Here is a 25,935-nt window from a genome sequence, read left to right as displayed (position 1 = left end):
GTGATCCTCCGACCGAGTCTTGGCATCGGCGCCGCGTTCGCGGCGACCGCGATGTTCGTCTCACCCGCCGCCCACGCCGACGATTTCGGCCTCGGCGGCATGCTCAGCGACCTCGTTGCCAGCGCGACATCCGCGGAAGTCGGCAACCAGGCGATCGAGCAGGCACTGTCCGCCAGTGCGTCGAGCGCCGAAACCCTCACTGCGGCAGGGCTTTTCCAGCAGTACATCTATGACCCGCTGCACGCCGGCATCGAGAGCTGGATGAACAGCTCGTTCGGTGAGCAGGTCGACCACGCCATCAACCTGGCGGCCGGGCAGTTCCTGATCGGCAACGGCGCCGACGGCACGCAGATGGACCCCAACGGCGGCGACGGCGGCCTGTGGTTCGGTGACGGCGGACACGGCTGGGACAGCACGCAAGCCGGAGAAGCGGGGGGATCCGGCGGCGACGCGGTCGGTTTCTTCGGCAGCGGCGGCGAAGGGGGAGCGGGCGGCGCGGGCGCCGCCGGCGGCGACGGCGGTGACGCGGGCTCGCTGTTCGGCATCGGCGGCGACGGGGGCAACGCCGGCGCCGGCCTCACGGCGGTGGGCTTACCCGCGCTCGGCGGGGCCGGCGGCAATGCCGGAGTGTTCGGCGAGCACGGCATGGTCGGCGACTACGCCGTGGTACCCACGATCCCGACCGTGGGGGGCCTGACCACCAGCGGCGACTGGCTGACGAACAGCGACGGCCAAGTCGTCCTGCTGCACGGGCTCAACGAGGTCTACAAGGTGGCCCCGGGGGAGCCGTCGGCCAGCGGCTTCAGCGACGACGACGCCGCATTTCTGGCCCAAAACGGCTTCAACGCCGTGCGGGTTGGCGTCATCTGGTCGTACCTCGAACCCGAGCCCGGCGTCTTTGACACCGCCTACCTGAACTCGATCGAGCAGACCGTCCAAACCCTAGGCAACCACGGCATTCACAGCATCATCGACTTCCATCAGGATGCGTACGGCACCGCTTTCGGGGGAGAGGGCGCACCGGCCTGGGCGACGATCACCGCCGGCGGTGCCAACCCGTCGCTGCCATTCCCGTACAACGAGTTCTTCAACCCCGCCGAGCAACAGGCCTGGGAGTCGTTGTGGACCAATACCGATGCATCGAACGGCATTGGGCTCGAAGACAACTACTCGCAGATGTTGCAATACGTCGCGGGCGCCTTCAACGGCAATCCCAACGTGGCGGGGTTCGAGCTCATCAACGAACCGTCCCCGGGCTCATCGACGTTCCTGTCGACCCTGTTCGGTAACCCGTTCTTCGACAGTCAGCAGCTGACCCCGTTCTACGACCAGGGGGCTGACGCGATCCGGTCCGTCGACCCGACCACGCCGATTTTCTTCGAACCCAACGTCCTGGCCAACGCGGGCTTGCCCATCGATCTGGGCCACGTAGACGCTGCGAACACAGTCTTGTCGTTCCACGACTACTGCGAATTCGATCTCGGCCCGCTTGGCTGCATACCGAGCGTCAGCGGAATCGTCGGCAACGCCGAGAACTACGCCCAAGCACAAGGGATCCCGGCGTTCATGAGCGAGTTCGGCGCCACCAGCAACCAGGCACAGATCCTCGGACCGATGCAAGGCGCCGACCAGCACCTGATCGGGTGGACGGAGTGGGCTTACTCCGGCCAGGGCGACATCACCACCAGCGCGAGCCCGCCGGGATCGGAATCGCTCGTCTACAACCCGGCGGATCCGCCGATCGGCGACAACGTCAACACCGCCAACCTGGAGACCCTCGCCGAGCCCTACCCGCAACTGGTCTCCGGGACGCCAGAGTCGTACTCGTTCGAGAACGGCACCTTCCAGTTCAGCTACTCGACCGAGGAACCCGACGGGCTGGGCAGCTTCCCGGCCGGCTCGCACACCACGATCTCGGTCCCGAGCATCGAATTTCCGGACGGCTACCAGGTCAGCGTGACTGGCGGCGAGGTCGTCTCGGCGCCCAATGCCGCCGAACTGGTGATCGCCTCGAACCCCGGCGCGACCGCCGTTTCGGTGACGGTCAGCGCCGCAGCAGGATAGGCAGGGTGCTCGTCAGGACGTCCGGCCGTTAGGCTGGGCGACCATGACCAGTACCGATCCGGCGCCGCAGCCGCACGCCACCGCAGAGCAGGTCGAGGCCGCGCGCCACGACAGCAAGCTGGCCCAGGTGCTCTATCACGACTGGGAAGCGGAGAACTACGACGAGAAGTGGTCGATCTCCTATGACCAGCGCTGCATCGACTACGCCCGGGATTGCTTCAACACCGTCGTCCCCGACGACGAGATCCACCGACTGCCCTACGACAACGCCCTCGAGCTGGGCTGCGGGAGCGGGTTTTTCCTGCTGAACCTGATTCAGTCGGGGGTGGCGCGGCGAGGATCGGTCACCGACCTGTCGCCGGGCATGGTCAAGGTCGCCACCCGCAACGGGCAGTCGCTAGGGCTGGACATCGACGGCCGGGTCGCCGACGCCGAGCGCATCCCCTACGACGACGACTCGTTCGACCTGGTCGTCGGACATGCTGTGCTGCACCACATTCCGGACGTCGAACTCACGCTGCGTGAGGTGCTCCGCGTGCTGCGGCCAGGCGGACGATTCGTGTTCGCCGGCGAGCCGACCACCGTCGGCAACAGCTACGCACGCACGCTGTCGATGCTGACCTGGCGGGTCGCCACCAACGCCACCAAGCTGCCGGGCCTCGACGGTTGGCGACGTCCTCAGGCTGAACTCGACGAGTCCTCGCGCGCCGCGGCGTTGGAGTCCATCGTCGACCTGCACACCTTCTTCCCGGCCGAGCTGGAAAAGATGGCCAGGGCCGCCGGCGCCGTCGACGTCGACACCGCCACCGTCGAGTTCACCGCCGCGATGCTCGGTTGGCCGCTGCGGACCTTCGAATACGCGGTGCAGCCGGACAAGCTGGGTTGGGCCTGGGCCAATTTCGCCTTCAACAGCTGGAAGGTGCTCAGCTGGGCCGACGCCAACGTCTGGCGGCACCTGGTGCCGAAGGGCTGGTTCTACAACGTCGAGATCACCGGGGTCAAGCCGTCCTGAACTTCGGCCTCGACGACGTCGTCTATCTGACGTCGGACGAGGGCTCGGCTGCGCTGACCGTGGTCGGAGCCCTCCCGCTGACCGACCGGATCGGCGACATCGCGGCGGTACGAAAGCAATTCGGCGATCGAACCCCGGCCCTGGTGGAAACCGTGTTGCTGCGGCGACGCGCGGCCGACAAACTGCCGGGCACCGACGAGTGGCTGTTCACCAACGAAGCGCTGCAGCAGGCGACCACTTCGCCGGTGGCGCTGCACCGGGCGAACCGGTTGCGCGGCAACGTGATTCACGATGTCACCTGTTCGATCGGCACCGAGCTGGCGGCGCTGCGGGGATCGGCCAGCCGGATGATGGGCAGCGACATCGACCCGGTCCGGCTGGCGATGGCGCGGCACAACCTCGGCGATACCGCCGACCTCTGCCGTGCCGATGCGCTCCATCCCGTCACGCGCGACACCGTGGTGGTCGCCGACCCGGCACGGCGAAGCAGTGGTCGCCGGCGGTTCGATCCGCGCGACTACCAGCCTGCGCTCGATGCGCTGATCGACGCCTATCGAGGCCGCGACCTCGTCGTGAAGTGCGGGCCAGGGATCGACTTCGACGGGGTCAGGCTGCTGGGGTTCGACGGCGAGATCGAGGTGACCTCGTATCGAGGATCGGTGCGAGAAGCCTGCCTGTGGTCGGCGGGGCTCACCGAGCCTGGTGTGCGCCGGCGGGCCAGCATCCTCGACCGCGACGAGCAGATCACCGACGGCGAGCCGGACGATTGCACGGTAGGGGAGGTGGGCCGATGGATCGTCGACCCCGACGGCGCGGTGGTGCGAGCTGGACTGGTGCGGCAATTCGCCGCGCGGTACGGGCTCTGGCAGCTCGATCCCAATATCGCCTACCTGTCCGGCGACGAGTTACCGCCCGGCCTGCGAGGGTTCGAGGTTCTCGAGCGGTTGGCGTTCGACGAGCGGCGGCTTCGACAGGCGTTGGCGGCGCTCGACTGCGGCGCGCTGGAGATCCTGGTCCGCGGGGTGCAGGTCGACCCCGATGCGCTGCGTCGGCGGCTGACTCTGCGTGGCAGCCAGTCGCTGACCGTGGTCATTACCCGGATCGGGTCGGGCCCCGCCGCGCGCGGGATCGCGTTGGTGTGCCGTCCGTCGCGATGACCCCGAACGCAGGTATTGGCAGGACGGCGTTTTGATTAACCGCGACCTAACTACCCGCTGAGAAAATACTTGAAGTTTATTAGGCTTTGTTCGTACCAATCACGAATCAATCAATAAACTAAGTCCGCCTCAGCTGGGTGCTGAGGGATAAACAATGCGCACGTTGTGGTGCGGAGGGGGAAGGAAATTCGCATGTCAAAAGCTGGTGGGCTAGCACGGGTGGGCATGTTGGCCATTGGATTGGGTATTGGAGCGGCAGTTGCCGCTCTGCCGGGAACCGCTGCAGCTGACTCCTCGACCGATTGGTTGTCCGCGGTCGACAGTTTGCTGGGCAGTGCGGCCCTCCCGGCCGCAGACGCGCCGGGGATGAACATGGCCATCTCCATCGACGGCGTGACGCTGATGCAGACGGGAACCGCGTTCGCGTACTCGGGAACCAATGGGGACATCGCGATGGCCACGGGCGCGGGTGACACCGCCTATGCGTTCGGTACGGGTAACTACGCCGACGTCCTGGGCACCAACGACACCGGCATTGCCGGCGGTACCTCGGATGCCAGCGCTCTTGGCTCGACCGGCGACACCGTCTTCATCGACGGCGACAACGACTACGCATTCGCAGGCGGCCTCAACGGCGTCGACGACAGTGCGCAGATCTGGGGCAGCAACGACGCAGCCGAAGCCGGTTCCAGCGCAGCGGGTTCGGGAAGTTACGACGTGGCGTATGTCGAGGGCAGCAACCTTGGCAATGCCGATGCGACAGGGGCGAACTATCTCGTCGACGTCTTGAAGGCGTACGGTGACGGCTCGGCCGACGCCGCCGCCACTGCCAACGGCGGAAACCTCCTGGCCGATCTGCTGCCATCCGTCGACGCATCGAGCGCCGCAACGGGCGGTAACTTCCTGACCGACCTGCTCTCGGCATTCGACCCGTCAAGCGCCGCCGCCGACAGTAGCCACTTTTTCACCGAGCTCGCGTCGTTGTTCTGACGTTGCTGTGTGCCGGGTCGGCTGTCGCCGGCCCGGCACACAGTGTGTCAAAGCTGTTTGCTACTCCCGAGTGGTTACAGCGTGAGATCCTCGACCCCCTCGATTGCCTCGGCAGATCTCGGCGCCGAGAGCGCCGCGCACTTGCGCTGAGTTCGCCGCATCGCGTGAACCCTTAATCAATGTCCATCACCGATTTGGCATTTCGCCGCTCGTGACGCCCTTTCTCGGCCCTAATGCGCGAATCGGATCCATTCTTCTCGCCCGGCCGTATTGGGCAAATTCTGGGAGTAAATATCCGGAACTTCGGAAGCCCACACTAAAAAGTGGCGAACTGGCGCTCGCGTTTCTTCTGTTTCCCCAGAACGTCACGGAAGCTGCCAGCGAACGCTGTTCGGCGCTAGGGCGGCCGCCGTGGATGTCCTCCATCGGCGACGGAGACGCAAAAATAGGGAGATCTCCCCATGAACTGTGGCTGGTGCGAGCCGCAGACTGAACGTGAGCGCGCCGGGGGTCGGCGGGGCTACAGCGAAGCATTACCGGGACATGATGCGGCTGCTGTAGTTCCACCGCCCCGGCTGCGCGAACTCGCCGCATGTGTTCATCGTGAAGTCTCGCGGCATTGCCCGAGTGGGCCTTCTGGCCTCGGGCTTGGTAATCGGCTCGTTTCTGGGATCGACGCTAGCCCGCTCGGGGGTGCCGAGGACAAGCGCCGCAAAGTAGATTCTCGGGCGCAGGTCGCCGCCCGCCCGTCAGCGCGCGTTGCACCGGCCACAAGGCGTACATTCGGAACTTCGGTTAGTCTTTCCGGATCTCAGGACATAAATTCCGGTGAAACGTCCGGTATCTTTCAGTTTGATCTTGATCGCGAGTTAAGTTCCGTGGCCGTAAAACCATACCGGCCGCCGCTGATCTTGATCGAAACCCTGCAAACCGCTCCTTTTGACCGCGTTTTACAACATGTTGAACTAGTGTCAGTAAGCAAAAAAAGGGCTAAGGAATTTTTCTAAAATTATTAGACTTTGTTCGAACTGAATTGACGCTTGCGCATAGGCTGTTGCCACTCGGCGCGGCGGACGCCGACAGCGAAGGGGCGCGCGCCACAATGCGCGTTGGGGGAAGGAAAGAACCAATGAGGGGCACTCGTGCTTTGTCTCGGCTGGGAATGCTGGCCATCGGGTTCGGTATTGGGGGAGCGATCGCAGCGACGCCCGGAATTGCGTCGGCAGATTCGTCCTTCGATTGGCTGTCGACTGTCGATAGCTTTCTCACCGGCGGGGCGTTTCCGGCAGCCACCACGCCGGAGTTGAACCTGGCCATCTCTTTCGACGGAATGTCGTTATTCCAGGACGGCAGCGCGCACGCCTACACGGGCACCGACGGCAACATCGCGATCGCCAACGGCGCCGGCGCCACCGCTTACGCGTTCGGCGCCAACAACTACGCAGCCGTCGATGGCACCGGTTCGACTGCCATCGCCGGCGCCTACAGCGATGCCGGCGCGGGCGGTTCGGCCGACAACACCGCCTTCGTCTTCGGCGACCACAGCTTCGCGTATGCGGGAACGACCGACGCTGCGAATCCCGGCAGCTTCAACTACGCCGTGATCTTTGGCAACGACAACGGCGCATGGGCCGGCGGCAACGCTGCCGGATCGGGCAGCTACGACGGTGCTTACGTCGAAGGCAACAACCTCGGGACCGCTAACGCGCAAGGTGCGGACTACCTGGCGGACATCCTGAAGTTCTACGGTGATGGCCCGTCGTCGTCCACCGCCGCGGCCGCCGACAGCACCAATCTGCTGTCGACCACCGATCCCTCGGGCGCCCTGGCGGACGGACAAGCCTTCTGGGCCGACCTATTCTCCGGCGACACGTCGGGCGCCCTGGCCGCCGGCACCAACTTCTGGACCGACCTATTCTCCGGCGCTGACGCATCTGGTGCTCTGGCCGACACCAGCAACCTCTGGACCGATCTGGTTGCTGCCTTCGACGGCGGGGGCGCGGCCGCCGATCTCAGCAACTTCTGGACTGATCTCGCCGGGCTGTTCTAGCGGCCCGCCTGCCGGGTCAGCGGCCGCCGCGGGGGAGGACGGTGGGCCGCTGACCTGCGCGGGCGTTCACCAGCGAGATGCTTGAATTCTGTGGCGGCGGGGGCCAGGTACGCTGGCTGGACGGCATTTCAGCCGTTCTGAGTCTGCGAGGACAAGTCGACCGATGCACAAGATGATGTCGGCCGCGTTGATAGCGGCCGGAGCCCTGCTGGGCTGGTCCGGCGGTGCGGTCGCGGCCGCGGATTCGGCCTGCCTCAACTTGGGCGGCGTGCTCCAGGATGATCAAACGTGCACCGTGCATTCGGTTACTTCGACTTACACGGTGAACATGACATTCCCAGGGGACTATCCAGACCAGGCGCTCACCGATTTCCTTGGCCAGAACCGCGACGGCTTTGTCAATGTCGCGCAAACGTCATCGCAAAGCTCCGGCCCGCGTGATGTCCCTTACCAAATGGATGTCATCTCCGAGCAGTACCATTCCGGCCAGGCACCCGGCGGAACTCGGAGCGTCGTGCTCAAGGTTTTCGAAGACCTCGGCGGACCGCGGCCGTCCACTTTCTATAAGGGCTTCAATTACGACGTGGCGGCGCAGAAGGCGATCACGTTCGACACCCTTTTCGCGCCGAATACTAAGCCGCTCGATTCGATCTTTCCGATTGTTCAACGGGAGATCGGAAAGCAAACGGGGCTCGGTGCCGCGATCTCGCCCGGCTCGGGATTAGACGCGTCGCACTATCAGAACTTCGCCATCACCGACGACGAGCTGATTTTCTACTTCGCACCCGGCGAACTCCTGCCATCATTGGCCGGCGCCAGCCAGGTTCATGTTCCTCGCAACGCCATCCCGCCGCTGGCGATCAAGAGCTAGCTTGGGGCAAAGCTGTATACCTGGCCGTCACTGGTGGCGGTGACCACGCGGCGATCACGGCCGATCGAGACGCCGACCGGGTAGCCGGTCGCCTCCGGCAGCGGGTAGCTGTTGAGCGTTCTGCCGTTGCCGGGATCGAAGATCAGCAACGTCATGCCCCGTGCTCCTTCACCTGGCCCACCGGTCACCACGGCGTAGCCGACGCCGCTCCCGGCCAGGCTTGACGTCGACAACGGGCTGACGTCGTTACGTCGCCACACCTCCTGCGCGTGGTCGCCGGAGTCTTTGAACGCGACCAGTCGGGTGTCCGGGCCGCCGCCCGACACGATCAATCCGTCCGGTGTCACCGATGGCGGAGTCTGCGCGAGGAATTTCAGCGGAACCGACCATTTCGCCTTGCCGTCGGCCGCATGCAGTGCCCACAGTCGCTGGTCACGTCCGTTGACGTAAACCGTGGAGCCGTCGCCGGACATCACTGGACTGGCCTGGACCCCGTCGGCCACCGCGTTGCTGGTCCATTCCCGGGTCAGCAGCGGATTCTGGCCGGGGTGGTACTTCAGCCCGACTAAGCCCGGGGCGGGTGCGCCCGGTTCCCACAGGCTCACCACAATCAGTCCGCGGTCCTTCGCAAATGCCGGCGCAGCCGCGACCGGGCAGCCCTCTTTCGCGGGTTCGCAATCCGCGAGCCCCCGGGTGAAGTCTCGCGGGTCGACGTTGTCCACCAGGTCCACCGCATTGCCGACCACCGTGCCGCGATGGCCGTCGAACACTTGGACCTGTCCCAGGTGCGTGACCACCAACACATGGCCGTGTCCGAGAATCCTTGGCGTAGAAGGCATTCCCATCACGGGGCGACGCCAGCGAATCCACTGTGTGACGGGGAAGGACAGGATTGCCCCGGGCTGGCCGACGTAGAGGTTGTCGAAACCGTCAAACAGCGGGCTGGACATGCCGCCGCCCTGGTAGAGCCGTGTGCACCAGCGTTGCCGGCCGTTCTCGTCGTTCTCCCATTCCATCAGCGAACAGCCGCCAGGCGTCTGCGCATTGGCGGCCAACCAGTTGCGCGAACTGAGCGCCACCGATGACGCCAGCGATCCCTTGACCGAACGGGTCCAGCGCAGGCTCAGACGCTGGGCGCCCGGTGTCGCGGTGTAGCTGCTGTTGGCGGCGTCGCCGTACTGCGCGGGCCAGCCCTCGGCGGGCACGGTGTCGACCCAGCTGTCGGTATTACCGCAGCCCGCTGCGACTGCGCTCAGAAGGATCGCCGACACCATCGATGACCAATGCCGCAGGGCACGGCGGGGAATCGGCCACGACACGGTGTGGGTTCCTCAATCCTTCCCGGAACGCGAAGGCACGGTGGCCATCAGCAGATATCGAGTACAGCCGAGGGTAACCTGTGCCAGCTCAGGTGGGGCCTATTGCCTGGCGCGCACCGTCGCCGGACTAGGCTTTCGGGACATGACGAGCATGTGGGGAGCCCCGATTCACCGCCGCTGGCGGGGCTCGAATCTTCGCGACCCACGGCAAGCCAAGTTCCTGACATTGGCCTCGCTGAGGTGGGTGCTGCGTAATCGCGCCTACACTCCGTGGTACCTGGTGCGTTATTACCGGCTACTGAAATTCAAGCTGGCCAACCCCCACATAATTACCCGCGGCATGGTGTTCATCGGCAAGGGCGTCGAGATCCACGCGACTCCCGAGCTCGCGCAGCTGGAAATCGGGCGCTGGGTCCACATCGGCGACAAGAACACCATTCGCGCCCACGAGGGCTCGCTGCGATTCGGCGACAAGGTCGTCCTCGGCCGCGACAACGTGATCAACTGTTACCTCGACATCGAGCTCGGCGACTCGGTGTTGATGGCCGACTGGTGCTACGTCTGCGACTTCGACCACCGGATGGATGACATCACGCTGCCGATCAAGGACCAGGGCATCGTCAAGTCCCCGGTGCGGATCGGGCCCGACACCTGGGTCGGGGTGAAGGTCACGGTGCTGCGCGGCACTGCGATCGGGCGGGGCTGTGTGCTGGGATCACACGCCGTGGTCCGCGGCGAGGTGCCGGACTATTCGATCGCGGTCGGGGCGCCGGCCAAGGTGGTCAAAAATCGCCAGTTGGCGTGGGAGACCTCGGCGGCTCAGCGCGCGGAATTGGCTGCGGCGCTGGCCGATATCGAGCGCAAGAAGGCCGCTCGCTAGTTCATCGCTTGGTAGCGCCGCAGCGCTTCGCTGCGTTCCGCGGTGTGATCGACCACGGGTTCGGGATAGCCGCTCGGCCGATCGCCCTTGGTCAACGTGACGTCGTTGGCATCGCCGAGTTCGGAGACCCAGCGACGGACGTAATCGCCTGAGGGATCGAACTTTTCGGCCTGCCTAGTAGGGTTGAACACCCGGAAGTAAGGGGCCGCATCGGTGCCACATCCCGCCGACCACTGCCACCCGTGCTGGTTACTGGCCATGTCGCCGTCGACGAGTTGGTCGAGAAACCAACGAGCACCCCACTGCCATGGCAGGTGCAGGTCCTTCACCAAGAACGAGGAGACGATCATCCGCACCCGGTTGGGCATGAAGCCGGTCTCGCTCAACTGGCGCATGCCGGCGTCGACGATCGGAAACCCGGTTCTGCCGGCTTTCCAGGCTTCGAACCGTTTCTCGGCTTCCGTGCCGTCGTCGATTTCGATGGTGTCGAATGCGTGGTTCCAGTTCCACCAGACGCTCTCGGGCCAGTGATACAGGACAGCGGCGTAGAAGTCGCGAAAAGCCAGCTCTCGCAGGTACACTCGTGCACCCCCGCAACTGTGGTCCAAGTCGACGGCCATCGTCCGCGGGTGGATCGTGCCGAATTTCAGATGCGCCGACATCCGGCTCGTGCCGTCGAGGTCCGGTCGGTTTCGGGCGTCGCCGTAGTCCGCGAGTCCCGAGTCGACGAACTTTTTCCACTGCCGTCGCGCCGCGGCCTCGCCCGCCCGATGGTCGAGTTCGACTCCGGGGTCGGGGATCTCCACCGGTTTGGCGCTGCGGCCCAGTTGTGTGGGATCGACCCACGTCGCGGACTTGGCGCTCGAGCGGGCCGGCGACCGCCAGCCCATGTCGCGCCACCGGCCGAAAAACGGCGTGAACACTTTGTAGGGCTCGCCGTCGTCCTTGGTGACCCGGCCGGGCGACACCAGGTACGGCGACCCGGTGGTAACCAGTGGCACGTCATTCAGCATCTTGCGCACGCGCTCGTCGCGTCGTCGACCGTACGGTGAGAAGTCCTCCGAGACGTGGACCGAGGGCGCGTCGATTTCCTTGACCAGGGCAGGGATTCGCTCTTCTGCCCGGCCGCGTGTTACCAACAACCGGCCACCCAGGTCGTCGCGCAGCTGCCGCAGCGAATCGCATAAGAACTGCATCCGCCGACCGCCCGACGACGCTTCCAGCTTCGGGTCGAGCACGAAGCACGCCAGCACCTCGTCGCTGTCGGCGGCCGCGCGCAACAGTGGTGGGAGATCACGCAATCTCAGGTCGCGACGAAACCACAACAGCGCAGGCATCAGCGATTAAGTACCCAAATGTGCCCCGACATCAACGTGGCGAAGGAGCACCACAGCGGATACGGCAACAACGCGGCACCTGCTCGCGGGTCGGCAGCAGCCGTCCGCCTGGCCAAATCGGCGCTGCTGGTGGCCAATACGGCCGCGCCGACCGCTGCGGCGCCAAGCTTTCGGTATTTGAAGAACAGCCAACTCCAGCCGGCATTGAGGATCAGATTGGCGGTCAGCGCCACGGTGTAGTTGCGGGCCTCGTCGTGACGGCCGGCAGCCCGTAGACGGTCGATGGCGATTGCGGAAGTTACTGCGATATCGCCGTAGAGCGTGGTCCACGCGACCGGAAACACCCCGTTCGGCGGCACGTAGCTTGGTTTCTTCAGCCGCGAGTACCACCGGGTGATCCGCGGCTGGCTGGCCACGCTGCCGATACCTGCGGTTGCGCCGACTGCGAGAGTCGTTGCGGTCAGCGTCTGCTTGTTCATCTGGAATCCTTCCGACTTCCACAAGTATTTCAGTATCTTAAGTATTAATCAACTGAAGCAATACGCCCGTGTCGATAAACTGACGCGGTGCCAAGCGATTCCGACGGGATGACGTTCCGCAAACGACGCCACATAGACGTATGCCTTGACGAGCGGGTCACGTATACCGGTCTGACGACCGGGCTGGAGCGATATCGGCTTCCGTACAACGCGCTGACGCAGACCAGTCTCGACCACATCGACCTGTCCACCCACTTCTTGGGCGCACCGCTGCAGGCCCCGATACTGATCGGCGCAATGACAGGCGGTGCCGAACTGTCGGGGACGATCAACAAGAATCTCGCCGCGGCCGCACAGCAATTGGGTATCGGCATGATGCTCGGCTCGCAACGAATCATGCTGGATAGCGCGTTGGGTGCGCAGGCCGCATCCAGCTTTACCGTTCGCGATGTGGCACCGGATGTGTTGCTCTTCGGCAATATCGGACTCGCGCAATTGACTGTGGCTGCGATCGAGGATATTTCGAACGCGCTCGACCGCGTCGGCGCGGATGCGCTTGCGGTGCATACCAATCCATTGCAGGAGGCCGTCCAGCGTGACGGTGACGGCGACTTCTCTGGATCGCTCGACCGACTGCGTCAGGTTGCCGGTGCGTTGGAATATCCGGTCCTGCTCAAGGAGGTCGGTCATGGCATCGGCACCTCGGCGATCACCGAGTTGACGGCGGGGTCTGCGGAATTGCCGGTGGCCGGGATCGACGTTGCCGGCGCCGGCGGAACGTCATGGTCACGGGTGGAGCAGCTCGTCCGGTATGGCGAGGTGAGGTTCCCCGATCTGGCCGACTGGGGCATACCCACGGCGCGGGCGATTCTTGAGGTACGCGAGGCGCTGCCCACCGTCCCGCTGGTCGCCTCCGGTGGCATTCGTACCGGAATGGACGCCGCGAAAGCACTCGCCTTGGGTGCGGACGTGGTGGCCGTCGCGCGTCCGCTGCTGGCAGCGGCCATCGAATCGACTGCGGCCGTGGTGGATTGGCTGCAACTGTTCATCGAGGAGCTGCGGATCTGCTTACACGGCGCCGGTGCCGCGGATCTGTTGGCTCTGCGTCATGTCGGCGTCACGCCGGTCTAGCGGGGGTGTCGCGAGCGTTAGACGCCGTCTTCTGCTGCACCGCGAGGTCGTCTTCGAACCTGGACATCGCCGCGATCATCGCGGTGAAAACGCGGTGCGCGGCCATGAGGTCGGCGTCGGGTAGCTCGGCAAGCTCGGCGCGCAGGTGCGCGCCGAGCGGGGCGAAGAATCCGTGCGCCACATCCATGCCGCTGGATTCATAGCGCAACAGCGCTTTGCGTCGGTCCGCGGGATCCGATTCGCGCCTGATGTGGCCCGCGTCGATCATCCGGTCCACCAGGTACGTGATTGCCGCCGGCGAGACGTCCATTCGCTGCCGGAGCTGAGCCATCGTCAGTGGTGCTCCCGCCGTTTCGGCGACCATGACATGCAGCAATGCGTGGAAGTCGTTACCGCTCACGTCGTGCTGGCGCGCAAAGTAGCGGCCAACCCGGTCCGATTGGGCCGTCACCGCCCGCATGTCCGCCGACATCAGCTTTTCCAGCTGTGGCCTGTCTGGTGAGTTGTTCGTGGCCCGCCTTGTCACCTGACCACATCCTTATAACGATTGTTGGTCCAGCGTATCCGACACCGGCCGGACCAGCGACGATACGCCAGCACCCTACCCAATGTCGTAGCGACTCGCGGTGGGTTGACGCGTCCGGTGTCGTGGTGGTTTCTGTCGCCGTGTCGGAGATCCGGAATCTGCGTCGAGATGTGTCGCCTTTGATTTTGCTTTCCAGTGGACGCCGATACATCGCCGGTGACCACGCTTTGCGGCCAGCATCGCCGTACGCGCGTCGATGCACCGATGACTCCGCCCGCGGAATGCAGATGCAACAACTTAATTAACTATTAATATTATGAAGAAAATGTGAGTCCGAATTGGGGTATACGCAACATGCGGCCGAGATCGTCGCGACCAAACGTCTGAGCAAGCAGGGAGTGAGCGATGCGGTGCGTAGTGTTAGGAGCCACCGGTTATCTCGGAGTACGCCTGGTTTCGGAACTGCTGGTCGCCGGTCACGACGTGAGAGTGATGGCCCGCACGCCCGCGAAGCTTGACGACGTGCCCTGGCGTAAGGATGTCGAGGTCGTCGAGGGCGACGTCACGGATGCCGAAAAAGTGCGGCACGCCCTCGATGGACAGCAGGTTCTCTACTATCTGGTGCACTCGATGCTGAGCGCGAACTTCGTCGACGTCGACGCGCGCGGGGCCTCGATCGTGGCGGACGCCGCTGCCCACGCGGGTCTGACGCGCATCGTCTATGTCGGTGGCATCATCGCCGAGCACCAGGAGTTGTCCGACCATCTGGCATCGCGCGCCGAAGTTGGCCGCCTGCTTCATGATTCCGGAGTCCCGACCGCAGAGCTTCGCGCGGCGGCCATTATCGGAGCGGGGTCGGCCAGCTTCGAGATGCTGCGGTATCTCACCGAGCGTCTGCCGGTCATGGTGACGCCGAAATGGCTGCGCACTCAGGTGCAGCCGATCGCAGTCCGCGACGTTCTGTACTACCTGACCAAGGCGGCTGAACTTCCGCCCGACGTCAGTCGCGCCTTCGACATCGGCGGTCCGGACACCTTCACGTACACCGAAATGATCCGGAAATACGCCGCAATCGCCGGCCTGCGACGGCGTATTGCGATCCCGGTGCCGGTGCTGACGCCGTGGCTCTCGTCGCACTGGGTAAATCTGATCACCCCGCTGCCACGATCGCTGGCCTCATCGTTAATGGAGTCGTTGGAGAACGACGTGGTGTGCACCGAACACGACATCGCCGACTACATACCGGACCCGGAGAATGGCTTGACGCATTACGAGGACGCCGTCGAATTGGCTCTGGAGCGGACCGGCGACAGCGCGCTGAGCACGCGCTGGTCACGCCCGGGACGCGACGACGCGCCGTCTCGTCCGCTTCCCACCGACCCGGACTGGGCCGGCGGCCCGCTGCATGAGCACACCTCGGAGCGTCGCGTGGCCGCCACCCCCGAGACGCTGTGGCAGGTGTTCGAGTCGATAGGCGCGCGAGATCGGTGGCGCGTCGAGCATGTCGATCGGCCCCGATGGCTGCGGCTGCTTGCGGATGTCCCGCTGCCGGGCCGACTGTGGCTCGAGCTGTCGGTTGAGGGCGACGACGGGGGCGGTCGGTCGCGCTACCGGCAGCGGCTGGTGTTCCAGCCGCGCGGTCTTGCCGGCGAAGCGTTTTGGGTCGCGACGAAGCCGCTACGCGAAGCGATAGTCGCCGGGATCGCCCGTGACATCACGGCGAAAGCGGGTCGACGGGCCGGCCATACAGTTTCCGGTTAGACCCAAGCGGGAATGCGGCCCGCATGAGCGTGATGGAACTCGTCAGTGTGCCGTTCCGGTGGGGATCGGCGCTTCGGCGCCGACGAGTATTCCACCCCAACGGCGTGGTGGCGGAAGGTGTGATCGAGCGGCTGGCAACGGCCGGCGTCGGCTTGCCGCTGCCGTCGGCGACGATCCTGGCGCGGGTGTCGAAGGCAGCGGGGATGCCCGGTGGGCTACCCGACGCCATTGGCTTGGCGTTTCGCGTTCTCTCGAGTGGAGATTCGTCGGCAGGTTCGGATTGGGACGTCCTGTTGGCTTCGGCCGTGCCGGGTCCGATCGTTCGGTCGGTTGGGCTTCGTCCGGTCACGTCGTGGTCCGGCAGTTCGATGACAAGCCTCGCCCCACTGCGCTATCGCGACACCAACTGGTGGCTGCGGGCTCGCATCACGACGGAGATCGACGGCTCAGGACTGCAGCTGGACAGCATCCGCAGCGCCCTTGAGCAAGGCGAGATCGCAATCGACGTGGACCAGGCCACGGCGACCTCGCCATTTCAACCGCTGGCCCGCGTGACACTGACGAAACCGGCGCCGGGCCGCGACGTGTCTTTCGACCCGGTGTTACACACGGCCCCCGGAGTCGAGATGTACCCGCGTTGGCTGGCGAACCTGCGGGCGTATGCCTATGCCCAGAGTCGAGAAGGCAGAGCCAACGATCACGCCCCACCACTCCGGAACTGATAGCGACGCTCGGCGTAGGCGAGGTCGTCCTTCCACAGCCGGGCGGCGGCAACACGCATGAGCGGTGTGATCAACGGGGCAGCGGAGAGTGCCCGCCGGAAACCGGTCCGCTCGGAATGCGCGACGGTCGCCTCGATCACCGCCGTTCGGGGTAGCTTGTCAGGGCCCAAACCGACTGGGGTGGCGTGAGTTTCGACCACGCTGCCCACGCCCTCGCCGTCCACGATGCGCATCACGATGGTCCGCGCCTCCGGGCAGCTGAATTCAGCCACCGTCGGTACACCGACGCGGCCGATCCGGAACGTCACCGCGACGAGGAAAGTGTCCACCTCTTCGGTAGGGGTGCTCAGCACTTCGAGTTGTGTGAACGAGTACGGGTGATACCAGGCCCCATGCCAGGGATCGAGCCGGTTGGCGATGATGTCGGATGGTTCGCAGGTGCCGACCATTGTCGCGACGGCGTCCAGCGTGCCGCCGTTCGGCCGAACCGGGACCACCGGCTGATCGAGCGGTTCCTCGCCGCCGACCGAGTCGAGCCGGACCCACGCCAGCACGCCGTCGTCGCAGCTGGGCAGCAGCCTCCAACGGTATTCGTCTGTGTCGCCGCCGAGGCAGAGCCCGTGCCATCGGCAGATCAGCTCGCCGTTGTGGACTTTGGCCGTCGCCAGGTCGGCCCCGAGGTGCGGGCACGCGCGGGGGCCCACGCACAGGCGGGATTGCTGATCGCGCCACGCGACCAACTCGACACCGGCGACGTTGATTCCCAACGGTTTCCGAGTGCGTACATCCCGACTTGCGGCGAACACGTACCAGTTTCCTGTCGGGCGGCGCTGCGACCGGTCCAGCGCGGCCTGAATGACCGCCGGCGACGCGTCACGATAGGTCGGATGCTGACCCGCCCAACTCCCCGGCGGGATCGGTTGCAGCGGCCAGTCTTTCGGCCAGCGGATGCGTACGGTATCGGGGATCTTCATCGGTGCGAAAGCCTGTCTCGGTCGGCGAGATAGCGCAGTGCCGAGCGGCCGCGGGTGGGAACCGTGGACAATTCGTGGCCGGCCAGCCCCCATCGCTGCAGTATCTCGTTGGCGGCCGTCCAGCCGGTAGTGGCCGCCCGCTCCATCAGTGCCACCGGCAAGTCGATGCGCACTGCGTCGCCGGCCAGCATCAACCCCGGGTGCGGGGTCACTACACCGGGTCGGTACGCGTAGGCTCCCGGCGCGAAGAGCGGGCAGTCGTGGTGCCGCAGCGTTCGTTGGTGGACGATTCGCGCGCTGCGGGTCTCCGGGTAGAGCGCGCGCAGTTGACGAATCATCGCATCGCTCGATTGTGGGGATTGCACTGCGTACGAATGCAATTCGACCACGGATCCACCTGAGCGCCGAGCCCAGTCGGTAGCTTGACGCTCGTAGCGGTCCAGCACGCTGATGTTGTCGACCGGTTCGCGGCCGGAAGTTCCCAGGAAGGCGGCCCGGCCTGAGGCGACGGGGCTGTCGAGCCACAGCCGTTGCACGACGAACGGCGGCGCGGTGCGCAGCCGCTTGACACGGACCCGCCACAGGTCGTCGCCGAGGCCTGGCGATGCCTCGACGATCCGCTGCAGTCCGGCGATGTCGGTGGCCAGCACGACGGCATCGGCCTCCAATCGGTCGCCGGTGTCAGTGTGGACGCGGAAAGTCCGGCGCTCGCTGTTGCTGACGCTCGAGACCGAAATGCCTTGGTGAAAGCGGACTCCCAGGCCAAGAAGATACTGCCGCAGCGGCTCCCACAGCGCGGTGTCGAAGTTGGAGTTGGCGACGTCGAAGATCAGACCCTCGCTGGAGCCGAGGAAATAGATGTGGAACATCGTGGCCAACTCGGCGGCGGACAGCTCCGCAGGGCTGGCGAAGAAGCTGCGAGAGAAGACCTCGAAGGCCAGATGCCGAGCGGCCTCGGGAAAGTTGATGCTCTTAAGGAACGTCTCGGCGTCGACGTGATCGAGGCGGTCGAAGATCTTCGGCAGCGATACCGCGGCCAGCGGTGCCGCGGCGCGCGCGTCGATCTTCAGCAGATCGGTGAGCCGAAAAGTAGGGCTGCGTAAAGCGAATACGAGCGCGTTCCAGGGCGGGGTGCGGGGGAGACCCCGAAAGGTGTCCTTGCGGCCAGAGCCATCGACCAGCGGGTAGTCGTCGACCGAGGTCAGCATCGACAACCCCGGGTCGATGCGTCCCAGCAGTGCCCGCAAGTTGTAGTACTGCCGGAAGAAAGCGTGGAAGCCCCGGTTCATCGCGAGCTCGACGCCGTCGACTTGCTCGGTCCAGGCGCCCACGCGCCCACCGAGATACTCCTCGCGTTCGATGACGTCGACGCCGATGCCACGCTCGGCCAGACCCGTTGCGGCGGCAAGCCCTGCGATACCGGCGCCGACGACGACGGCCTGTGGTCGCGAAGACAGCGCTATGGCGCTGGGTAGGCCCTGCGGTGCGGGGAACGTGCAGCGGCGTCGATCGGTCACGAGGGTGCGTCCCCCAGGAACGTATGCGCGATGTTGGTCTCCCACCCGGGCATGGTCTCGCTGTGCACCGCGACGAAGCCCGCGTCACGCATCCGTCGCCGCAATTGTGCTGCGCCGTCGAACGTCAGCACGCTGCGCCACAGGTGCCGGTACAGCGTCGTGTCACGGGTTCTTCGCCAGCCGAGCGGGATGATGATGCCCCAGCACACCGCGTTCCACACCGCGACGGCGAGGCGGGAGTCGCGAACCGAGTAGTCGTGCACCGCCAGGGTGGCACCGGGGGCCAGTAGGTCGCGCAGTGCGCGTAGTTGGGTGTCAGGATCGGCCAGGTTGCGAACCAGATACGCGGCCAGGATTCCGTCGAACGGTCCGACCACCCCGTTCTCGGCGAGAGTCTCCACGGGCGTATGCACAAATTGGACGGATGGTGGCCACGACTTGTTCTTCGCTTCGTCGAGCATGCCCTTCGACGCGTCGATCGCGACGATGTCGGCGCGCGGGGCGACGCGGAGTAATGCGGCCGTCGAGGCGCCGGTGCCGCACCCTGCGTCGAGTAACCGCAACCCGCGGCCCTGATCGGGGAGTCGCAGCCGTTGCGCCGAAAGGTGAAGGTGCGCATGGTATCCGGGGCTGGCGCCGACTAGTCGATCGTATGCGGCGGCGCCGAGGTCGAACGCGGCCGGCACGTCAGCACGGGGCAGACCGTTGTTACTCACGTTCACGTTGTCGCTCCCACAGCAGCAGTACGGCGGTGACCAAGGCGAAGCCGAACAGGAAGTCTTCGATCGGGATGTCGAAAGGGAACCGGATACCGCTGGTCTGCCGGTCGTCGTAGATCACGATCGGGGCGCTCAACTTGGTGAGCCAGCCGTCGGTCAAGATCTGAAACCCGATCACGATCACCATCGACAGCCAGTACGCCGGCCGTCGAAAAAGGCCGGTGCGCAAAGCCATCGACTCGAGCACGAGGACGGCCCCCACCGACGCGACGGCGGGCACGGTGTAGCCGAGACCCGTCATCGTCGGTTGACCATTCGCAGGATGGCGCTCACGGCGTTGTAGGTCAGCAGGGCGCACAACGGAATCACCAGGAAGAACACGACCTCTTCGATCGGCATGTGGAACGGGATGCGCACACCGGTGACGTAGGCCGGGTTGTAATGCCAGATGTGGACGGCGATCGCGAGCTCGTCCCACAAGATGAACACGGCAGCAACCGGCAGCACGGCGCGCGCCGTCCGCCACGCCTGGCGGTATACGCCGGGTCGAAAAATCTCCAGCGGCAAGGTGATCGCCATGCAGGCGCCGAGCACAGTCAGATACTGCCAGTGATCCATTACGCGGCACCAGATCTGCGCGCATCGGATATGACCGGGTAAGTCCGTCTAGCCCGCCACGAGCGGATCAGACCAGCGCCGGCGACCCGCAGCCGTCGCCCGTTCCCCACGGTCGCGCGCCGACTGAACACCGCGAAGTCGCTGTCTTCGATACGGTCGAGAATTTCGGCGTACAGCGTGAGAGCGGTCGCGACGCACGGCTGAGACCTCGGCTCCAGCATCGGGATACCGTCGGCGGCATAGCGGTAGACGCCGCGGGCGATGTCGTGTTGATCGGCCAGAGCAGACCGCACCCGTCGCTCGGTCGTGCGATGGGTGTGGCACCACATCAGCAGCTCACGATCGACGTCGTAGGAGGCCAACTCGTCGGCCGGCAGGTACACGCGCCCGCGCGCCAGGTCTTCATCGATATCTCTGAGGAAGTTCGTCAGTTGGAACGCCCTGCCGAGGGCCGCCGCATGCGGTTCGGCCTCCTCTGCGGGGCCGATGGTGCCAAGGATCGGAAGTACTTGGCGGCCAATCGCTTCCGCGGACCCCTTCATATACAGGTTGAGAGCCGCGCGGTCGGGATAGTCGGTGATTGTCAGGTCCATCCGCATGGACGTCAGGAAGTCGTCGAACAACTCGTCGCCGATGGCGTAGCGCCGTGCGGTGTGCCGGACCGCGGTCAGCACCGGGTTGCTCGAGTGGGTATCGGCGGAGAAGAAGTCGTCGGACAGTCGTTGCAGGCGCGCGGCCCGGGTCGGGGTGTCCAAAGACGGATCGACGTCGTCGAGAATGTCGTCGGCGTAGCGCGCGAAGCCGTAGAGCGCGTGAATCGGCGGTCGCTGATCCGGCGCGAGTAGTCGGGTGGCGAGAAAGAACGTGCGGCCGTGCGCGGCGTTGAGTGCGCGGCAGCGCTGGTATGCCTCACGCAGCTCCGGATCGTTGATGCCGGCGGCGCTGAGTTCGGTGCGGATCATGACCGGGCGGCTTTCGCGATGATGCTTCGTTTCGATTCTTCAGCGGGACCGGTGATCCGATCGGCCGCCAGTCGGCCCGAGATCATCGCGGTCGGCACGCCGACGCCCGGCACCGTCGACGATCCGGCGAGCACCGCGTTGTCGATGCCCCGCACCGTGTTCGCCGGGCGGAAGGGTCCCGTCTGGGCGAACGTGTGGGCCAGTGCGAACGGCGTGCCGGCGATCATCCCCTGGGCTGCCCAGTCCTGGGGGTTGACGACATGAAGCACTTCGGCGCCGTCGCGGAATCGTGGAATCAGCCGTGCGCCAACGGTATCGATGAGCTGTTCGGTGTAGCTGTTACCCAGCTGCGACCAGTCGACCACGCCGCGGTGGAGGTTCGGCGCGGGCGCGAGCACATAGAACAACTCATGGCCCGGCGGGGCCAGGCTCGGGTCGCTGGCTGTCGGGCGGGTGACGAGCAATGACGGGTCACGCATCAACCGGCCGTGTCGGATGATGTCGGTGAACGTCTGGTTCCATGCCTCGCCGAAAATGATGTTGTGGTGTGCCAGTGAATGATTCGCCGGGTCCGCCTGCCGCCGGCCGATGTGCGCGACGACGGCCGAGGGTGCCGGCCGCAGGCCACCGATGCGCCGTGGTGTGCGATCCAGCAACGCGTAGGTGGCGGGGAGTTCAGTGGTCAACACCGCGGCGTCGCAGGCGAGACGTTCACCGGTGTCGGTGAGAATTGCTGACACGCGACTGCCGTCGCGCTCCAACCCCGTAACCGTCGCGCTGTAGACGAACCGCACGCCGGCGTGTTCGGCCGCGGCGGCCAGCGCATCGGGCAGTGCCCGCACTCCGCCACGCGGGAACCACACCCCGGAGATGGTGTCCATGTAGGCGATCACCGCGTAGACCGCCAGCGCCTTTCGTGGCGCGACTCCGGCGTACAGCGATTGGAACGTGAACACGCGACGCAGTCGCGGGTCGGAGATGTAGCGTCCGACCATGGTGTCCCACTTGCGGAATCCGCCCAACGCCGTCAATCGTGCCAGCTGTGGATTCACCAGTGACAGAGGCGAATCGAAGTTCTCGGCGATGAAACCATTGAACTCGGCCCGATACAGCCGCGTCAGCCAGTCGCGCAGCTTCCGATAACCCTCGGCCTGTTTGGCGCCGGCAAATGCTGCGATGGTCTCGGCCATCACATCCGCGTCGCTGTGCACATCGATGCTGCTGCCGTCGGAGAACTGCGCGCGATACGCCGGATGGAGCGGCATCAAATGCAGCCGTTCCGAACGGTTTTCGCCGACGGCGGCAAACGCTTCGTCGATGATCTCGGGCATGGTGAGCACCGTGGGCCCGGTGTCGATTTGATAGCCGTGAATGTCGACACGACCGGCACGCCCGCCGGGCCAGCGCTCGCGCTCGACGACCGTGACCTCGCGACCGCGCCCGGCCAGGTGCAAGGCGGCGGTCAGTCCCGCCAGCCCGGCGCCGACGACGACAACACGGTTGGTGGGGCCCTGGACGCTGCGCATTATTCGGTTCGTTCCGTGCACACGGCGGCCATGTTGGCCAAGCCGGCGCGCACCGACCCGTTGATCCGAAGCTGGTCGATTGCGCTGAGCGCCGCCGAGACCCGTTGGTCGATGATGTCTTCGATCCACTCCACGGCGCCGGTCCCGACGATCAGGGCTCGCCAGCGTTCGATGGCAGCCTCGTCGAGGTCACCGCTGTTCATCAGCTCCGCGAGCTGGCGGCGGGTGGCCGGATCGGCGAGGTCGTGTGCGGCAATGACGACGCTGGTGGCCTTCCGCTCGATCAGGTCTTGGGCGTCTGGCTTGCCGGTGACCGACGACGCGCCAAACACGCCCAACAAGTCGTCGCGCAATTGAAACGCCTCACCGACCATTTCGCCGTAGCGGCCGAGGCCGGAGATGGTGCGATCGCTACAGCCGCTCATGGCAGCGCCGAGCTCCAATGGCCGGCGCACGGTGTAGTTGCCGGATTTGCGGCGTGCCACGTCCAGAACCGTGTCCATCGACGGTAGATCGCGGACATCGATTGTCAGATCGGCGAATTGGCCGACGGCGAGTTCTGTGCGCATCGCATCGTAGAGCGGCCAGGCCCGCTGCAGGCTGCGATACTCCACACCGCTTTCCCGCAGCATCTGCTCGGCCCAGATCAGGCAGAGATCGCCAAGCAGGATCGCCGCCGATTCACCGAACCGTTCCGCAGGTCCGGACAGTTTCTGAGTCCGGTGCCACTGGCTGAATTGGATGTGCGCGGCCGGGCGCCCGCGGCGCGACGAGGCGGCGTCCATAACATCGTCCTGCAGCAGCGCGAACGCGTGAAGCAACTCCAGTCCTGCGGAAGCGAACAGCGCTTCGTCGCTGTCCGGGGAACCCGCGAGCCAGCCGAGGTACATAAACGTCGAGCGCAGGCACTTCCCGCCCGCGACGAAGTTCAGCAGGATGTCGTCGGCCACTTCCACGCCTGACTCGGAAAGTTCCGCCGTGCATCGTCCGGCAACGAAATCGTTGAGGTGGAAGAGGACCTTGCGGCGCAACTCGATTCGCCACGGCTCGAACTGCGCCGGATCTGACCACGTTTGCTGATCCGGCTCAACAGGCGTCGCCGATGGTGCCGATGAGAGTGCACGCACCTCGCCCACTTAGGCCCCTCTCGAACGATCGGGTGACGACCAAGCTGGCATCCCTCGGCGCATACCTCCCGGGCGAGGAAGGCAAACATGCGAGGGCGTCCCGCCAGGTTCACTTCAGAATATTAAACGTTAACTTACTGAACATCTGCGCCGCTCGCCAGCGAGGGCCGATGTCCTAGGGTTGGGGACATGACCGCAGCGCAGCGCGAACGAAGTGCCCTGGTGGAAACGTTGCGCGAAGTGGGCCCACATGCGCCGACGCTCTGCGAAGGCTGGAACACCACCGATCTCGCCGCTCACTTGGTTGTCCGCGAACGACGTCTGGACGCGACCGCGGGCATCGCGTTGCCGTTCCTGGCCGGCTACACGGCCAAAGTGCAGGACAACGTTGCCCGCTCGAACAACTGGGACGCGCTGGTCGACCTGGTCGCATCCGGCCCGCCGATCTACTCACCGTTCAAGCTGCTCGACCCACTCGCCAATCTCGGCGAGATGTTCATCCACCACGAGGACGTCCGGCGAGCCGTCGACGGCTGGCAACCTCGAGTACTGGACGCCTCCACCGCACGGCAACTGCGCCGCCAGCTCGGGCTGATGAGCCGGATCATGTTGAGCAAGCTGCCCGCTCAGGTTGTGTTGCAGACACCGGCCGGAGAGCGGATCGCGGGTGTCGGTCGCGGGGACGCGGTCACGATCACCGGTGAACCTCAGGAGCTGTTGCTGTTCGTCGCCGGCCGGGACGCGGTCCGTGTGGAATTCGGCGGCGACCCACAGACCGTCGCCGCGGTGAAGGCGGCGCCGCGGGGTCTCTAACCGCGGCCGAGCACGTGGCGCAGAGCCTGCTCGAGGCTGGGCTGGCGAAAGCGATGATCGGCTTGTTGTAGTCGCGCGGGCAGCACCCGCTGATTGGCCAGGGCCAGTTCGCGCGCGCCTTGGTCGCCGAGGAGCACCTTCGGTCCGAGCGGCGGCACCGGCAGCAGCGCCGGACGGTGCAGCACATGAGCCAACACCCGGGTGTATTCGACGTTGCGGACCGGATCGGGGGCCACGGCGTTGACCGGCCCGGCTAGCTCGGTGTCCCACAGCGCGCGGTGGTAGATGCCAACGACGTCGTCGATTCCGATCCATGAGAACCACTGCTGACCGTCGCCGAGTCGGCCGCCGAGCCCGGCGGCGAACAGCGGGCGCAGCAGTCGCAGCGTCCCGCCGGCGGGGGACTGCACGATGCCGGTGCGCACCTGTACCACGCGGGCGCCGGCCTGCTCAGCAGCGGCGGTGGCCTCCTCCCAGTCGGCCACGACGTCGGCCAAGAACCCGTCACCGCGCTCGCTGGCCTCGGTCAGCGTGGTCTCGCCGCGGTCGTAGCCGTAGTACCCGATCGCGGACGCGCTGATCAGCACCTTGGGTCCGTCGGGCGACCGCCCGATCAGCTCGGCCAGTCGGCGGGTCGGCCCGATCCGGCTGTCGCGGATCGCGGCGCGATGGTCCTCGGTGAACCGTCCCGCGATCGAAGCACCCGCGAGGTGGATCACCGCGTCGATCCCGGCCAGCAAACCCGGGTCGGGATCGTCCGGATTCCATTGCCGTTCACCGTCTCCCGCGCCCGAATGGCGAACCAGCCGGATCACTCGGTGGCCGCCGGTGGACAGGAACGCGGCCAGCTGCGAGCCGACGAGTCCGGACGCCCCGGTGATTGCGACGGTGCGGGGCGCGAGCCCGTGGGCGGCCGCGTCCCGGTGCGCGGCGATATCGTCGGCCAGCTGTCGGTGCCGGTAGCGGAACATCGACCGCAGCGCAGCGCCGGGAACCGGCGTCCGCACCCGGTCGATGACCCGCGTCTTCTCGCCGTCGACCTCTTCGAACTCGTGGGTATGCCGCCAGCGCACCGCCAGCTTGGCCGGCAGCGACGCCGGGCCGTCAGCGCCGACGGAGTCGACGAACCGGCGCGGCGGGTCGTAGCCGTCCGGTTGATGATCGGCCACCCAGCGCAGGCCGCCCGGCAGGCCGAGCTCGGCCCGCCCGTTCTCGAGTGAATCGGCCTCGGCGATCAGCCGCATCGGGGACCACGGCGGTGTCAGCCGGGTGAAGGCGCCCGGCCGGGTGTGCCAATCGAATACCTCGTAGATCGGTGCGTCGATCACGCTCGAATAGACAAGTCCCATGAGGCCGACGGTACCTGCGTTGGGAAGCCGC

Annotated in this window: 24 protein-coding genes; 11 read left to right on the top strand and 13 right to left on the bottom strand. The window is 65.7% G+C overall.

What is annotated here, in order from left to right; genetic code table 11:
* The 6 genes from A5658_RS24235 (at window position 1) to A5658_RS24210 (ending at window position 8,144) form a co-directional block, all read left to right on the top strand.
* Complete coding sequence (locus A5658_RS24235; RefSeq protein WP_067341313.1) at window positions 1–2,064, top strand: cellulase family glycosylhydrolase; 2,064 nt, start codon at window positions 1–3, stop codon at window positions 2,062–2,064.
* A gap of 43 nt (window positions 2,065–2,107) precedes the next feature.
* Window positions 2,108–3,076, top strand: a complete 969-nt coding sequence (locus tag A5658_RS24230; protein WP_067341309.1) for a class I SAM-dependent methyltransferase — start codon at window positions 2,108–2,110, stop codon at window positions 3,074–3,076.
* Window positions 3,034–4,233 (top strand): class I SAM-dependent methyltransferase, encoded by a 1,200-nt coding sequence (locus A5658_RS24225; RefSeq protein WP_231997433.1) that lies wholly within the window; start codon window positions 3,034–3,036, stop codon window positions 4,231–4,233. The genes A5658_RS24230 and A5658_RS24225 overlap by 43 nt, the downstream gene beginning before the upstream one ends.
* Before the next feature lie 192 nt (window positions 4,234–4,425).
* Complete coding sequence (locus A5658_RS24220; RefSeq protein ID WP_156751628.1) at window positions 4,426–5,223, top strand: hypothetical protein; 798 nt, start codon at window positions 4,426–4,428, stop codon at window positions 5,221–5,223.
* Window positions 5,224–6,352: 1,129 nt separating this feature from the next.
* Entirely contained in the window at window positions 6,353–7,273 is a 921-nt protein-coding gene (locus tag A5658_RS24215; protein WP_156751627.1) for a hypothetical protein, read from the top strand.
* Between the two features lie 163 nt (window positions 7,274–7,436).
* Complete coding sequence (locus A5658_RS24210) at window positions 7,437–8,144, top strand: esterase (protein WP_067341296.1); 708 nt, start codon at window positions 7,437–7,439, stop codon at window positions 8,142–8,144.
* Here A5658_RS24210 and A5658_RS24205 read toward each other — a convergent pair.
* Complete coding sequence (locus A5658_RS24205; RefSeq protein WP_067341293.1) at window positions 8,141–9,418, bottom strand: PQQ-binding-like beta-propeller repeat protein; 1,278 nt, start codon at window positions 9,416–9,418, stop codon at window positions 8,141–8,143. The genes A5658_RS24210 and A5658_RS24205 overlap by 4 nt on opposite strands.
* A 187-nt stretch (window positions 9,419–9,605) precedes the next feature.
* On the opposite strand from A5658_RS24205, the gene A5658_RS24200 reads away from it, so the two are divergent.
* Window positions 9,606–10,343, top strand: a complete 738-nt coding sequence (locus A5658_RS24200) for an acyltransferase (RefSeq protein WP_067341290.1) — start codon at window positions 9,606–9,608, stop codon at window positions 10,341–10,343.
* Here A5658_RS24200 and A5658_RS24195 read toward each other — a convergent pair.
* Together A5658_RS24195 and A5658_RS24190 are read right to left on the bottom strand one after the other, a co-directional pair.
* Complete coding sequence (locus A5658_RS24195) at window positions 10,340–11,680, bottom strand: deoxyribodipyrimidine photo-lyase (RefSeq protein ID WP_067341286.1); 1,341 nt, start codon at window positions 11,678–11,680, stop codon at window positions 10,340–10,342. The two genes, A5658_RS24200 and A5658_RS24195, sit on opposite strands and share 4 nt — an antisense overlap.
* The gene (locus tag A5658_RS24190) at window positions 11,680–12,159 is read right to left on the bottom strand and encodes a TspO/MBR family protein (RefSeq protein ID WP_067341283.1); all 480 of its coding nucleotides are present in this window, start codon (window positions 12,157–12,159) and stop codon (window positions 11,680–11,682) included. Before A5658_RS24190 ends, A5658_RS24195 begins: the two co-directional genes overlap by 1 nt.
* A gap of 108 nt (window positions 12,160–12,267) precedes the next feature.
* Between A5658_RS24190 and fni the strand changes: the two genes are divergently transcribed.
* Window positions 12,268–13,290: a type 2 isopentenyl-diphosphate Delta-isomerase gene (gene fni / locus A5658_RS24185; protein ID WP_156751632.1), complete on the top strand. Its 1,023-nt coding sequence runs from the start codon at window positions 12,268–12,270 to the stop codon at window positions 13,288–13,290.
* Here the strand turns inward: fni and A5658_RS24180 are convergent.
* Window positions 13,277–13,762, bottom strand: coding sequence for a MarR family winged helix-turn-helix transcriptional regulator (locus A5658_RS24180; protein ID WP_067341276.1), 486 nt, complete (start codon window positions 13,760–13,762; stop codon window positions 13,277–13,279). The genes fni and A5658_RS24180 overlap by 14 nt on opposite strands.
* A gap of 459 nt (window positions 13,763–14,221) precedes the next feature.
* On the opposite strand from A5658_RS24180, the gene A5658_RS24175 reads away from it, so the two are divergent.
* Window positions 14,222–15,577 (top strand): DUF2867 domain-containing protein, encoded by a 1,356-nt coding sequence (locus A5658_RS24175; RefSeq protein WP_067341273.1) that lies wholly within the window; start codon window positions 14,222–14,224, stop codon window positions 15,575–15,577.
* Between the two features lie 23 nt (window positions 15,578–15,600).
* Complete coding sequence (locus A5658_RS24170; protein WP_067341270.1) at window positions 15,601–16,299, top strand: phosphodiesterase; 699 nt, start codon at window positions 15,601–15,603, stop codon at window positions 16,297–16,299.
* Here the strand turns inward: A5658_RS24170 and A5658_RS24165 are convergent.
* Genes A5658_RS24165 through A5658_RS24130 form a run of 8 tightly spaced genes read right to left on the bottom strand, consistent with a single transcriptional unit; the run spans window position 16,275 to window position 23,751 of the window.
* The gene (locus A5658_RS24165; protein ID WP_067341267.1) at window positions 16,275–17,273 is read right to left on the bottom strand and encodes a DUF5914 domain-containing protein; all 999 of its coding nucleotides are present in this window, start codon (window positions 17,271–17,273) and stop codon (window positions 16,275–16,277) included. The two genes, A5658_RS24170 and A5658_RS24165, sit on opposite strands and share 25 nt — an antisense overlap.
* Window positions 17,270–18,790, bottom strand: coding sequence for an FAD-dependent oxidoreductase (locus tag A5658_RS24160; protein ID WP_067341264.1), 1,521 nt, complete (start codon window positions 18,788–18,790; stop codon window positions 17,270–17,272). Before A5658_RS24160 ends, A5658_RS24165 begins: the two co-directional genes overlap by 4 nt.
* Window positions 18,787–19,512, bottom strand: a complete 726-nt coding sequence (locus A5658_RS24155) for a trans-aconitate 2-methyltransferase (protein WP_067341260.1) — start codon at window positions 19,510–19,512, stop codon at window positions 18,787–18,789. Before A5658_RS24155 ends, A5658_RS24160 begins: the two co-directional genes overlap by 4 nt.
* Window positions 19,499–19,810, bottom strand: coding sequence for a lycopene cyclase domain-containing protein (locus A5658_RS24150; RefSeq protein ID WP_067341258.1), 312 nt, complete (start codon window positions 19,808–19,810; stop codon window positions 19,499–19,501). Before A5658_RS24150 ends, A5658_RS24155 begins: the two co-directional genes overlap by 14 nt.
* Window positions 19,807–20,127, bottom strand: coding sequence for a lycopene cyclase domain-containing protein (locus tag A5658_RS24145; protein ID WP_067341256.1), 321 nt, complete (start codon window positions 20,125–20,127; stop codon window positions 19,807–19,809). Before A5658_RS24145 ends, A5658_RS24150 begins: the two co-directional genes overlap by 4 nt.
* The gene (locus A5658_RS24140) at window positions 20,127–21,089 is read right to left on the bottom strand and encodes a phytoene/squalene synthase family protein (RefSeq protein ID WP_067341254.1); all 963 of its coding nucleotides are present in this window, start codon (window positions 21,087–21,089) and stop codon (window positions 20,127–20,129) included. Before A5658_RS24140 ends, A5658_RS24145 begins: the two co-directional genes overlap by 1 nt.
* On the bottom strand, window positions 21,086–22,615 hold the full coding sequence (crtI, locus tag A5658_RS24135; protein ID WP_067341246.1) for a phytoene desaturase family protein: 1,530 nt from the start codon (window positions 22,613–22,615) through the stop codon (window positions 21,086–21,088). The genes A5658_RS24140 and crtI overlap by 4 nt, the downstream gene beginning before the upstream one ends.
* Complete coding sequence (locus A5658_RS24130) at window positions 22,615–23,751, bottom strand: polyprenyl synthetase family protein (RefSeq protein ID WP_369830562.1); 1,137 nt, start codon at window positions 23,749–23,751, stop codon at window positions 22,615–22,617. The genes crtI and A5658_RS24130 overlap by 1 nt, the downstream gene beginning before the upstream one ends.
* A gap of 180 nt (window positions 23,752–23,931) precedes the next feature.
* Here A5658_RS24130 and A5658_RS24125 point away from each other — a divergent pair, with 180 nt between their 5' ends.
* A complete protein-coding gene (locus A5658_RS24125) occupies window positions 23,932–24,555 on the top strand; it encodes a TIGR03085 family metal-binding protein (RefSeq protein ID WP_067341243.1) in 624 nt (207 codons plus the stop codon).
* Here the strand turns inward: A5658_RS24125 and A5658_RS24120 are convergent.
* Window positions 24,552–25,904 (bottom strand): TIGR01777 family oxidoreductase, encoded by a 1,353-nt coding sequence (locus A5658_RS24120; protein WP_067341240.1) that lies wholly within the window; start codon window positions 25,902–25,904, stop codon window positions 24,552–24,554. The genes A5658_RS24125 and A5658_RS24120 overlap by 4 nt on opposite strands.
* Between the last annotated feature and the right edge of the window lie 31 nt (window positions 25,905–25,935).

The organism is Mycobacterium sp. 1245111.1 (genome assembly GCF_001673405.1).
Taxonomy (GTDB): Bacteria; Actinomycetota; Actinomycetes; order Mycobacteriales; family Mycobacteriaceae; genus Mycobacterium.
The sequence above is the reverse complement of the archived record's forward strand: the minus strand, read 5'-3'. Positions and strand labels throughout refer to the sequence as shown.